The 12,324-nt window shown below is 45.5% G+C and carries 10 protein-coding genes; 4 read left to right on the forward strand and 6 right to left on the reverse strand.

All coding sequences use genetic code 11. The annotated features are described in order from the left end of the window. Positions 1–2: 2 nt before the first annotated feature. Complete coding sequence (locus PQ469_RS09615; RefSeq protein WP_274209702.1) at positions 3–557, reverse strand: hypothetical protein; 555 nt, start codon at positions 555–557, stop codon at positions 3–5. Between the two features lie 54 nt (positions 558–611). Then, positions 612–1,841 (reverse strand): dicarboxylate/amino acid:cation symporter, encoded by a 1,230-nt coding sequence (locus PQ469_RS09620; protein WP_274212759.1) that lies wholly within the window; start codon positions 1,839–1,841, stop codon positions 612–614. 142 nt (positions 1,842–1,983) lie between these two features. Here PQ469_RS09620 and PQ469_RS09625 point away from each other — a divergent pair, with 142 nt between their 5' ends. Both PQ469_RS09625 and PQ469_RS09630 read left to right on the forward strand, forming a co-directional pair. Further along, on the forward strand, positions 1,984–2,562 hold the full coding sequence (locus tag PQ469_RS09625; protein ID WP_274212760.1) for an HD domain-containing protein: 579 nt from the start codon (positions 1,984–1,986) through the stop codon (positions 2,560–2,562). Between the two features lie 10 nt (positions 2,563–2,572). Further along, on the forward strand, positions 2,573–3,451 hold the full coding sequence (locus PQ469_RS09630; protein ID WP_274212761.1) for a YitT family protein: 879 nt from the start codon (positions 2,573–2,575) through the stop codon (positions 3,449–3,451). A 98-nt stretch (positions 3,452–3,549) separates the two neighbouring features. Here the strand turns inward: PQ469_RS09630 and PQ469_RS09635 are convergent, their stop codons facing one another. The 4 genes from PQ469_RS09635 to PQ469_RS09650 form a co-directional block, all read right to left on the reverse strand. After that, positions 3,550–4,593 carry an adenylate/guanylate cyclase domain-containing protein gene (locus tag PQ469_RS09635; protein WP_274212762.1) on the reverse strand — a complete coding sequence of 348 codons (1,044 nt, stop codon included), beginning with the start codon at positions 4,591–4,593 and terminating at the stop codon, positions 3,550–3,552. Continuing rightward, a complete protein-coding gene (locus tag PQ469_RS09640) occupies positions 4,593–4,970 on the reverse strand; it encodes a response regulator (protein WP_274212763.1) in 378 nt (125 codons plus the stop codon). The genes PQ469_RS09635 and PQ469_RS09640 overlap by 1 nt, the downstream gene beginning before the upstream one ends. A gap of 80 nt (positions 4,971–5,050) precedes the next feature. Beyond that, complete coding sequence (locus tag PQ469_RS09645) at positions 5,051–6,421, reverse strand: sensor histidine kinase (protein ID WP_274212764.1); 1,371 nt, start codon at positions 6,419–6,421, stop codon at positions 5,051–5,053. A 104-nt stretch (positions 6,422–6,525) separates the two neighbouring features. Continuing rightward, positions 6,526–7,401 (reverse strand): helix-turn-helix domain-containing protein, encoded by an 876-nt coding sequence (locus PQ469_RS09650; protein WP_274212765.1) that lies wholly within the window; start codon positions 7,399–7,401, stop codon positions 6,526–6,528. A 144-nt stretch (positions 7,402–7,545) separates the two neighbouring features. Between PQ469_RS09650 and PQ469_RS09655 the strand changes: the two genes are divergently transcribed. Both PQ469_RS09655 and PQ469_RS09660 read left to right on the forward strand, forming a co-directional pair. Continuing rightward, positions 7,546–10,779 (forward strand): DUF1553 domain-containing protein, encoded by a 3,234-nt coding sequence (locus PQ469_RS09655; protein WP_274212766.1) that lies wholly within the window; start codon positions 7,546–7,548, stop codon positions 10,777–10,779. Positions 10,780–10,786: 7 nt separating this feature from the next. After that, a complete protein-coding gene (locus PQ469_RS09660) occupies positions 10,787–12,289 on the forward strand; it encodes a DUF1501 domain-containing protein (RefSeq protein ID WP_274212767.1) in 1,503 nt (500 codons plus the stop codon). Positions 12,290–12,324 lie beyond the last annotated feature (35 nt).

Consider the following 12,324-nt stretch of genomic DNA (forward strand, 5'->3'; position numbering starts at 1 on the left):
TATCATGACTGCCTGGCCCCAGCTTTTTTTCTGATCTTGATCTTAAACTGATCCTCTGCTACATCAATAAGGGTATTTAAGGCACTGATCTTTAGCTGTGCATATTCCAAAGCCTTTTTTAAAGCTTCCGTTTCCGGGTCCGGCACACCAGACTGCCCTTCAGCTTTATCCTTCATCTCAAACTTTTCATGAACCGCAAGTTCGGCATTTTCTTTCAACGAGGCCTTAAGCCATTTATTTAACGTTTCTCCACTTAGTCCGTATGACTTCCTCGCTGCATAAGGTTTCAGAATGCCTTGCTCAACCTGGCGGACGACGGATCTTTTTTCTATGTCGCTTAAATGATATCCCCGCTGTTTTTCCTGGTACTCTTTCGAGCCGCGGTCGCGCATCCATTTACTCAGAGATGCCCGCGACATGCCATACTGATAGGCTATCACGCTCCGCGGAGTCCCTGATTCTATCAATTTTATGATCTCATTCCGTAGGCTGCTTTCAAAGTGACATCGCTTAGTAAGGCGAATCTGACTCGCTTTTTGTTCCGATTCTTCTTTCATACACTTTCTTTTAGTGTATAGTTATTTCAGGACGAGTCAGTTTGCCCAGTCTTCCTACCCCTTCAGAGGTTCAGGGCCCATCCAGTTTTTTCCATCTACGAAGCGGGAAATCATCATGGCAGCCACGGTATCGCCGGTCGCATTTAGCAGGGTAGCCATGGGGTCAACCAATGTGCCAATGATCATAGCGGGCGGCAAGGCTTCGGGCGGAAAGCCGTAGGCCGATATAAACAACAATTCGCCTATATAACCGCCGTTGGGTATGCCGCCTTCAACCAGGCTTACCAGTACTGTTAAAGCCAGCGCTACCACAATGGTTTGTACGTTATTAAAGCTATTGCCGAAGAGTGCAAACACCACCGCCATTTTCACAATTGAGGATATGCTCGAGCCATCCTTGTGCAGGGTGCCGCCCAGCGGAATAGTTACATTGGCGATAACATCCCGGATGCCCATTTTTTTTGCGGCATCAAGGTTAGCCGGAATAGTTGCAATGCTGCTGCATGTGCCCACAGCTGTAGCCGATGGGATAATGTTATTTTTCCAATACCTTTTTACCGCACCTACGCCGCCCGCTATGAAAGCGTAAAGGCTAAATATGGCAACAAAATAAAACGCGCCCACACCATAGTACAAAGCCATCGAACGGGCGTAGCCCCCAAATAGCTGCGGGCCGAACACGCCCACCTGGTAGGCAAAATAAGCCCCTAACCCAATAGGCCCCAGTTTCATGATCAGGATAAAAATGTTTTTAAACACCTCGTTACCGCTATGCAAAAAGCGGGTGAACGCAGCACCCTTTTCGCCGGCATTAAGGGTGGCAAAGCCAATAAGTACCGAAAATATGATCATGGCCATCATGCTTTTGCGCGATAACAACTGGTAAAATTCGCTGGTGGTAAATAGGTTGGTGAGCTGGTCGCCCAAAGGTTTTTTGTCAATGGCTTCCGTAATGGGGTTGGCCACCAAATGCTGATGAATGGGGAAGATCCAGATAGCAATAATAGTTACTATGGCCGCTATCAGTACAGTACCCAAAAATACCAGCGAGGTTACTCCTAATAACTTCCCCAGCTTATTTGTGGCATCCAACCCGGCAATGGCCGATGCGATGGCAAAGAAAACCAGGGGCACCACTGCAGTGAATAACAGGTTCAGGAAAATATCGCCTATGGGTTTAATAATACTTACCTTATCGCCTAAAAAAATGCCGGCAATACTGCCAACCATAATACCCGCCATCAGCAATATGATGCCCTTGTAGTTTTTGAACCAATCATTCATGTAGCTAATATAGTTTTTTACACGTATAACGGATGCATGTGATACACTACCGGGCGAACAAAAACTTAGCGCCATGTATTTATGCCGTTTTGAAATTTGCCTGGTAACACATTTTATTATATTAGCAGCCAATTTATAACCAATGCAGATTGATAAGGCCGGGGAATTTATCCTGGATAAAATAAAACGCGAACTCCCGGTACATTTTTACTACCACAATGCAACCCATGCGCAGGATGTATACAATGCTGCTAAACAGTTAGCTTTAGGTGAAGGTATCGATTTAGCAGAAACTACTTTGCTGCTTACAGCCGCCCTGTTTCATGATTCGGGCTTTTTGTGCGGGGTAGATGATCATGAAAGCAACTCCTGTAAAATAGCCCGTAAGCATCTGCCGGCCTTTAATTATACGGAGGCCCAGATAGCCGTTGTTTGCGATATCATTATGGCTACCAAAATACCCCAGAAACCGCATAACAAGCTTGGCGAAATTATTTGTGATGCCGATTTGGATTATTTAGGGCGGAATGATTTTTTTATCCTTAGTAAAAGGTTATTTTCGGAACTTGAAATAACCCATAAACTGAAAACAGAACAGGAGTGGGATAAACAGCAGGTAAGCTTTCTGAAAAGCCACCGCTATTTCACCAAAACAGCTATCGGTTTACGGGCAGCTGAAAAAGAAAAGCACCTGTGTACAATAACTGAAAGATTAATATAAAGTACTATACATGACTAAACCGGAACATAGTTTATCTGAAATAATTAAGGATGTAGTAACCGTAATTATCGGGATTTTATTTTGCGGATTTGCCCTGAAAGGTTTTTTGGTGCCTAACCAATTTTTTGATGGAGGCGTAACAGGTATATCCCTGCTGATTCATGAGCTTTATCACATCAATATCGCTTTTGTGATTATAGCTGCCAATATTCCGTTCATCATTATGGGAATGTTCCAGGTGAACAGGTCTTTTGCGCTCAAAACTTTTGCCTGCGTAATAGGGCTTGGGGTTTGCTTGTTGTATGTACCTTATCCGGTTATTACATCCGATAAGCTATTGGTATCCATATTCGGCGGTGTGTTTATGGGCCTGGGTGTTGGCCTTTCCATTCGTGGCGGCTGTGCGTTAGATGGGATTGAGATATTGGCGCTTTACACCTTAAAGCGCAGTAGTTTTACTATCAGCGAGATTATTTTAGGCATCAACATTATTATATTTTTAATAGCTGCGTTTGAACTTGGCCTGCCAACCGCATTATACTCCATTTTAACCTACTACACCGCATCGCGCACCATTAGCTTTGTAATTGACGGGCTGGAAGAATACACGGCGGTAAACATCATATCCGGCCAAAGCGAGATCATCAAACAAAAACTGGTTATGGAACTGGGCCGGGGTATTACCATTTACAAAGGCGAGCGCGGCTTTCTAAAAGAAAGCTTTGATGTTCACCAGCCTGTCGATATCATTTTCACCGTAATAACTCGCTTCGAGGTACGCCGCCTCAAAAACCTGGTGCACAGCATTGATCCCAAAGCATTCGTATTTACCAACAGCATCAAAGAAGCTGCAGGTGGGGTGTTAAAGAAAAGGGTTAGGGAGCATTGATTTTAAGTATCAAGTCGCAAGTATCAAGTATCAAGATTTTTTGAGGATAAATGCCGTTTGCAGAAGCGGTCTTGATACTATGTACTTGATACTTGCTACTAACTCACTACTTCATAAATCTCCACCGGTTTCGCTTTGTTCTTCAACGTTACTTCGCCAATTTTTTTGAGCTCGAAGGATTCTTTGGCTTTTTGGTAAACTTCTTCGGTAACCACAATCTGGTTGGCTTTGGCTACACCCTGCAGGCGCTGGGCCAGGTTTACGGCATCACCTATTACGGTATAATCAAGGCGTTTCAGGGAGGCAGAACCAATGTTGCCTGATATCATTTCGCCCGAGTTTATGCCGATGGATACATCGGGTTTAAAAGTTTTATCGCCGTAAACTATAGTCTCGGTGCTGTGCATTTTTTCGCGCACGGCAAGGGCGGCATCTATGGCACGGTCTAGGTGGTACTCCCCGCGGAATACCGCCATAACGGCATCGCCCATAAATTTATCTATGTGGCCGGTTTGGGCAATAATTTCCTGCACCATCATGTCAAAAAGCTTGTTAATTAAACTAACAACGGCGTTGGCGGGTACATGTTCGGATATGGCCGTAAAGCCGCATATGTCGATGAATAAAACAGTGGCGTCAACAGTTTCGTTGCTCAGCAGGCTTGTTTCAAACTCCTTATGGGTCATAAAGTTAAGCACATTCTCATCAACATACATTCTCAGAATGTTATTTTCTTTGATGGCCTGCATGGTTTTTTTCAACTCCAGCACATGCATCAAAGTTTTTTCGATGGTAATATCCAGGTCGTCAAAATTTACCGGTTTAACCACAAAGTCAAACGCGCCGCGGTTCATGGCCGTGCGGATGTTATCCATATCGCTGTAGGCCGATACCATTACAGCTTTTAATATAGGGTTGGCCTCGGGCAGTTTGGTAAGCAGGGTAAGGCCGTCCATTTCGGGCATATTGATATCACTCAAAATCATATCAATCTCCGGGTCTTCGGCAAGTTTGGTTAATGCTTCAAAACCGTTGTGGGCGAATACAAAATCATATACTTTTTCACGGATCTTTTTCCTGAATTTTTGTTTTATCAATAATTCCAGGTCCAATTCATCATCAACCACCAGTATTTTGGCCATTATTGTTCTATGTGTTTTAGTTTTTCTTTTAAATTATTAAAATCAAGGGGCTTGGTTAAAAAGTCATTAGCACCCAACTCCATCGATTTTTGATAGTTTTCCTCATCGCCATAGGCAGTAATCATCATGACCACCGGTGGTGGTTTCTCATAGGTGTGCCTTATCTTGTCAAGCAATTCTAACCCCGTCATGCCGGGCATATTGATGTCGGATAATATCAGGATCACTTCAGAGTGGTTAACCGCCAAAAACGACATGGCTTCCTCGCCCGATTGCGCGAAATTAAATTCGATTTCGCCATTTTTTATCTCTTTGCGAAAGCGTTGCAAAAACAGTGGTTGTACATCAGCCTCGTCATCAACAACAAGTATTTTCATAGTTTTATTCTCGTTTCAAATTTAGGTTTTGTATTGATTTAATAGGCAGCTAAAACGCGATTATCGCGGCTGTTTTGCCATTAATTGGCTTTTACATCCGGAATAGTGATCACAAACTTAGCAAACTCGCCCTCCGCAGTCTCTACCTTTAAATCGCCGCCATGGCCTTTGGTAATGATATCATAACTCATAGACAGGCCTAACCCCGTTCCCTGGCCCGTTGGTTTGGTGGTAAAAAAGGGCTGGTATATTTTGTCCAATACCTTTTGAGGGATGCCCGTTCCGTTATCGCTTACGGTAATTTCAACGGCGTTTGGTAATTTTTTGGTAACCACCGTTACAGTGGGCTCATAGCCGGCAATGTTTTGCTTTTTCTTTTCGGCCACCGAGTAAAAGGAGTTGTTAAACAGATTTAAAAGTACCCGGCCCAGATCTTGTGGAATGGCTTCAATTTTACCAATGTTTTCATCGAAACTGGTTTTCATGCCAGCGTTAAACATTTTGTCTTTGGCCCGTAAACCATGGTAGCTTAAGCGCAGGTATTCATCGGCAAGCGCATTAATATCGGTTGGTTCTTTTTTACCTGTAGTGGTACGCGAGTGCTGCAGCATCCCTTTTACTATGGCGTCGGCACGTTTGCCATGCTGGTTTATTTTGGTTAGGTTTTGGGTAATATCGTTTATAATATCATCCGCTTCCTGTTTAATATCGTCGGGCAGCTTGCTTAATACCTCATCTTTAAGTTCATCCAGCAATTCGATACTCACTTCGCTAAAGTTGTTTACAAAATTAAGCGGGTTTTGAATTTCATGGGCTATACCGGCCGTAAGCTCGCCCAGCGATGCCATTTTTTCCTGCTGTACCAGTTGTGCCTGGGTGCTTCTCAGTTCGGATAGGGCGTGTTGCAGTTCTTCCTTCTGGTTGGTTAGTTCGGCGGTACGTTGCTTTACTTCGCTTTCCAGGTTAACTTTCATGGCGGCCATCATGCGGTTCTGCTCTTCTTCATTGCGGCGCTTTATTCGTTCTGTTTCAAGCGCTTTGGCTTGCTTGCGGTTTATCCACCACATGGCAAAAAGCCAGAGCACGGTAAAGCCTACCGAGTTTTCAAAAAGGTCGTTATGCTTGTCATAAAAGCCGGATGCAACCAGCCGTACCAGGTCGCTAAAAATTACGGCCACCGCAAATGGCAGCACCCAATTGATAATAGAGCGATTTGCCTTAAACTCTTCTCTTGTAAACGGTAGGGATATAAGCCATGCTAAAAGAATATGCCCAAACCACCTGATCAGCCCTTCTTTTTCAAGAAAAATGCTTCCCATCATTACGGCCACAGCGCCGTATAATACATACAAAAGGTATTTATCCCATTCGCTAACGATGCCCCGGTCTTTTAAACTTTTGCGTAGTTGGGTTGTAAGAAATATGGTTACAGCAGGTTCTATTCCTATCATAGAGAATCAAATTTTCAGTTTGCGCCCGATGTTTAGGCAAACAGTTTTAAAACTAATATTTTATTTGCATTAATCAACATTTAATAGCGAAATCAGCCATATCGCTACATCACCAGGCTGTTTTTTTTATATGATCCGGGTGTTTGCCCGGTAATATTCCTGAACACCCTCGAAAAATAGGCGAGGCTCTCAAAACCCGTTTCGGCGGCTATTTCATAAAAAGGCATACTGGTTGTGGTAAGCAACAATTGCGCGCGTTCAATGCGTTTTGATTGAATGTAGGTTAAGGGCCGCTCGCCGGTATTTTCAAAAAACAGGCGCGAAAAATAATCGGCATTATGGTTGGCGCGTTTGGCCAGCTGGGCAACCGTAATGTTTTGGTGCAGGTTGGTTTGTATATAATTGATAGCATCAGATATTTTGGAGTGGATGATGCTTTTATCTTCCATCAAGAAAACATCCGGTTTTAAAAACATCGATACCAATTGCAAAAGCAAACCATAGGTTTCCATATAAGCCGATGCATGCATCAGCTGGTTCAATTCCTCGAAGTTTTTTTGCACAGGCCGCTTCTCGTAAACTTTCGGATTGTAGGATATATACAAACTCCGGTTAGGGTTTAATTGCAGTATGCGTTTAAAACATGCCAGCGCATTATCGGCGGCTTTTAACTTAAATATTTTACGGTTTGATGAAAACAGCGAGGCGCCGTCAACAGATTCCTCGGCAAAGCAGATATAATACTGGCTTAAATAGTTGTCGCAATAATAATTGCAGGTGGTAAAACTCGGCACCAGGTATATATAGTCTGGCTCCAGTTTAATGCTGCTATCGGCATTATATAGCACGCCTTCTCCGCCGTCGATATAATACAGCCGGTAAAATGTACTGGTAACATTTTTGTAGTTCCAGTTTTTGTTTAGTTCTACATGGTCAATATTCAGTAAATTGAATGTTGATCTTAAAATGCTTTTGTTCATACCTATAAGGGAATGCAATTTAATAAATTAATCGTCAGATTAACCCAAAAAAGTCGGATTTGTGCAAATTGATGTGGCCTTTGTGAAATTTTTAATCCCTGGCTCCGCGTAGATTTATCCAGATTATCAAACCTGATAAATTGTATGATGCTGAGGTCTTTTTTAGTAACGCTGAGTGCCGTAATGGTAACAGGCAGCGGGTTGTTTTTTTATTCATCGGCTGTCGACTTGCCCGCTGATGTACAAAAAGCATACGATGCCTTGCCGCCAACGGTTGATTATAACATTGATGTAAAGCCCATACTATCCAATAAGTGCTTTGCCTGCCATGGCCCCGATAAAAACAAGCAAAAGGCCGGTTTACGGCTGGACATAGCTGCAAATGCCTACGCCGAAGTACCCGATGATATAGGCGTTGTTGCCATTAAACCCGGCGACTTGCAACATAGCGAGGTGGTAAAACGCATTTTATCAACCGATTCAACCTACCTGATGCCCGCGCCCGAATCGCACCATACGTTGTCGGCTTATGAAAAAGCTGTCATTATAAAATGGATAAAAACCGGAGCTGTATATAAACCCCATTGGGCCTTTGTAAAACCTGTGAAGGCGGCCGTTCCCGTGGTTGAAGGCGCTGTGAATAACCCTATTGATAACTTTGTGCTGGCCAGGCTTAAGCGGCAAAACCTGCTGCCATCCAAAGAAGCTGATAAAGAATTGCTGTTGCGCAGGCTTTCGCTCGACCTTACCGGCCTGCCGCCAACGCTGAAAGAGATTGATGATTTTTTAAAAGATGCATCGCCTAATGCCTATGAAAAACAGGTAGACCGCCTGTTGGCATCGCCCCATTATGGCGAAAAAATGGCGGTGGATTGGCTGGATGCCGCCCGTTTTGCCGATTCGCATGGGTACACGGTAGATAGGATAAGGGATATGTCGCCCTACCGCGATTGGGTGATCAAGGCTTTTAACAGCAACTTTAGCTACGATAAATTCATCCAGTGGCAATTGGCAGGCGATTTGATGCCGCACCCAACAAAAGATATGATCATTGCTACCGCCTTTAACCGCAATCACCAGCAAAATATGGAAGGCGGCGTTGTTGAGGAGGAATACCAAACCGAATATGTGATTGACCGTACCAATACCTTTGGCAGCGCGGTATTAGGCATGACCGTAGGCTGCGCCAAATGCCATGACCATAAGTTTGACCCGATATCGCAAAAGAATTACTACCAGTTGTTCAGCTTTTTTAATAACGTAAAAGAGGCCGGGCAAATATCCTGGGACGATGCTTTGCCAACGCCAACTTTGATGCTGCCAACGGCTCAAAAAGAAAAAATACTTACTTTTATTAATGACAACATCGCGCAGCAAAAAAACACGATAGCCCAAACAGAAAGTAAGGCTACTGCTGAGTTTGATAAATGGCTTGCCAATGGCGAATATAAAAAACTGGCCACTGAAAAAATCCCGGCTAATGGCTTACAGGCCAGTTTTAATTTTGATAAGGGCGACCTGGCAAGCAGCGTAAACCCTAAAGATATGGGCACTATGAAACGCGAAGGCGGCCAGGCCGGCGATGCACCTTTATTTGAGGCTAAGGGCGATGGCAAGGCATTGGCTTTGAATGGTGATACCTGGCTGGATTTAAATAAGATTGGCGTCTTCCGCAAATCGCAGCCCTTTAGCATCGGTATTTGGGTTAACATTCCTAAACAGTTAAGCGAAGGTGTTATTTTTCATAAAGGCAATTCCGAACGGCTGTACAATTTTAGGGGCTATCATTTATACCTCAAAAATAATAAGCTGGAACTCAACATGGCCCACACCGGGCCTTCAAATGCAATAACCCTGGTTACGGTTGATGACGTGCCTCGCGACAGGTGGATGCAGCTTACGGCAACCTATGATGGATCGGCAAAGGCGGATGGTTTTAAACTGTACCTGGATGGCAGCGAAATGAAAATGGAAACCACCATGGATCAGCTTACCAAGGATATTTTATTTATGGGCGATAGCCAGCCCGGGTTACAGGTTGGCGCCTGGGAACGAGGGCGTGGTTTTAAAGATGGAAAGGTAGACGATGTTGTAGTATACAACCGGACCCTTACCGCTTTCGAGGTGAAAATACTGGCGCAAAAGGATAGCTGGCAGCAGGTGGCTGCAAAAAGCAAGGATGCCCTGGGTGCCGATGATATTGGTAAGCTAAAAGCCTACTATGTTACCGCCGTTGACCCGCTGATGCTGGCCGAAACAAAAAAGTTAACCGCTTTGCGCACCACTTTATCAGATTCGACCGAAAATGTGGCCGAGTTGATGGTAATGCAGGAAATGGCTAAGCCTAAAAACTCATACCTGCTTAACCGCGGCAATTACGATATGCCTGGCGAACAGGTTTTTCCCAACACGCCCGAAGCTATACTGCCATTTGCGGCCGATTTGCCTAAAAACAGGTACGGCTTAGCACAATGGGCTACAAATACCGATAATCCGCTGGTAGCAAGGGTAGCGGTAAACCGTTTGTGGCAAAACTTTTTTGGAACCGGGCTGGTGAAAACCAGCGAAGATTTTGGCAACCAGGGCGAAATGCCCAGCCACCCCGAACTGCTGGACTGGCTGGCTACAACCTTTGTTGAGCAGGGCTGGGATATGAAAGCTTTGAACAAACTGATCGTGATGTCGGCTACGTACCGCCAGGATTCGCGGCCGACTAAAGAGGCTGCTGAAAAAGATCCCGAAAATCGTTACCTGTCGCACGGCCCGGCGTACCGGATGCCTGCCGAGATGATTCGCGACAATGCCTTATTTGCCAGCGGGTTGTTAAATACCCAAATAGGCGGCAAAAGTATAAAACCATACCAGCCTGCCGGTTTATGGGAAATTAATAATACCACTTACACACCGGATACCGGGAAGGCGGTGTACAGGCGCAGTTTGTACGTTATTGTAAAGCGATCTGTCCCCAACCCAACGCTTGCTACGTTTGACGCGCCATCGCGCAGCTATTGTATTATCCGCAGGCAAAAAACCAATACGCCATTGCAGGCTTTGGTAACCCTGAACGACCCTACGTTTGTGGAGGCCGCCAAAGTTTTGGGCGAACAAATGGCCCGAAATGCTGATGGTAAGCAAGCTATAACTACTGCCTACCGCAAACTAACCAGCCGAAGCCCGACGCCAGATGAAGTAAGCCTGTTGATGGCCCTGCAACAGGTAGAACTCAAGAAGTTTAAAACACACCCCGAGAAACAAAAGGGCTGGCTTACCGCCGGCCAGTACCGGGTAGATAAAAAGCTGGATGGCGCTTTAATAGCCGCCAATACCGTAGTGGCCAGCGCCATTTTAAATTCAGATGCATCATTAACCAAAAGATAAAATATCCATGTCAGATTTTCACCATGATGAGGAATTCAGGCTGCATACGCCGGAGTTTAATGAGCTTCACCGGAAGATGGACAGGCGCAATTTTTTAACCAAAGCTTCACTGGGTTTGGGCGCGCTGGCCGTTGGATCGTTGTTTGGCAACAGTGTTTTTGGCAGCCCGCTTAAACGCCCGGGCAGCCTGGAGGATGATATTTTGAGTGCCCTGCCGCAAATTGCACCGAAGGCCAAAAGGGTAGTATACCTGTTCCAGGCGGGCGGGCCATCGCAATTTGAAACTTTTGATTATAAGCCTAAACTGGCTGCCATGCTTGGCCAAAACCTGCCCGATTCGGTGAGGCAGGGGCAAAGGCTTACCGGCATGAGCGCCAACCAGAGTGTGCTGCCGCTGGCACCATCATTTTGTAAATTTAACCGGCACGGCCAAAGCCAAACCTGGATGAGCGAATTGATGCCCTTTACCGCCCAGGTGGTAGATGAACTGTGTATTGTAAAATCGTTGTACTCCGAAGCAATAAACCACGATCCGGCTATAACTTTCCTGCAAACGGGAAACCAGCTGCCGGGCAGGCCATCTATAGGCTCCTGGATTAGCTACGGTTTAGGGTCGGATAATCAAAACCTGCCTACTTTTATTGTACTGGTCTCAAAAAACGCCCCTAAAGACCAGCCTTTGTACGCCCGGCTATGGGGTAACGGTTTCCTGCCATCCAAATTCCAGGGGGTGCAGTTTGGTTCGGGTAAAGACCCTGTTTTGTTCCTGAATAACCCCGAAGGTTATGATGGGGCAGATAGAAAGGAAATGCTGGAATACCTGTCTAAACTAAACAACCTGCAAAACGCCGCCTATGCCGATCCTGAAGTTGATGCCCGCATAGCCCAGTATGAAATGGCTGCACGCATGCAAACATCGGTGCCCGAGGTGATGAGCACCGCCAACGAACCCAAAGAAATTTTTGACATGTACGGCCCCGATAGTAAAGACCCCGGTACCTATGCCGCCAATTGCCTGCTTGCGCGAAAACTGTTGGAAAAAGATGTGAAGTTTGTGCAGCTATACCACCAGGGCTGGGATCAGCATAGTAACCTGCCATCGGGTATAGCCGGCCAATGTAAGGCTACCGACCAGGCTACCGCTGCATTAATCAAAGACCTGAAACAACGCGGCATGCTGGACGATACCCTGGTGATATGGGGCGGCGAATTTGGCCGCACCGCATACTCGCAGGGCAAGCTAACTGCCGATAATTACGGCCGCGATCATCACCCGCGCTGCTTTACCATGTGGATGGCCGGTGCCGGCGTAAAACACGGCATCAGCTATGGCGAAACGGATGATTTTAGCTACAATATTGTAAAAGACCCGGTGCATGTACACGATTTTCAGGCCACACTGCTGCACCTGATGGGTATCAACCACGAATTGCTTACCTACCAGTTCCAGGGCCGCCGTTTCAGGCTTACCGATGTGGAGGGAAAAGTGGTGAGGGATATTTTGAGTTAGTATCATTTTTAGTAGTAAGTAGTAAGTATCAAGTA

Origin of the sequence: Mucilaginibacter sp. KACC 22773, from assembly GCF_028736215.1 — a bacterium.
Lineage (GTDB): Bacteria > Bacteroidota > Bacteroidia > Sphingobacteriales > Sphingobacteriaceae > Mucilaginibacter.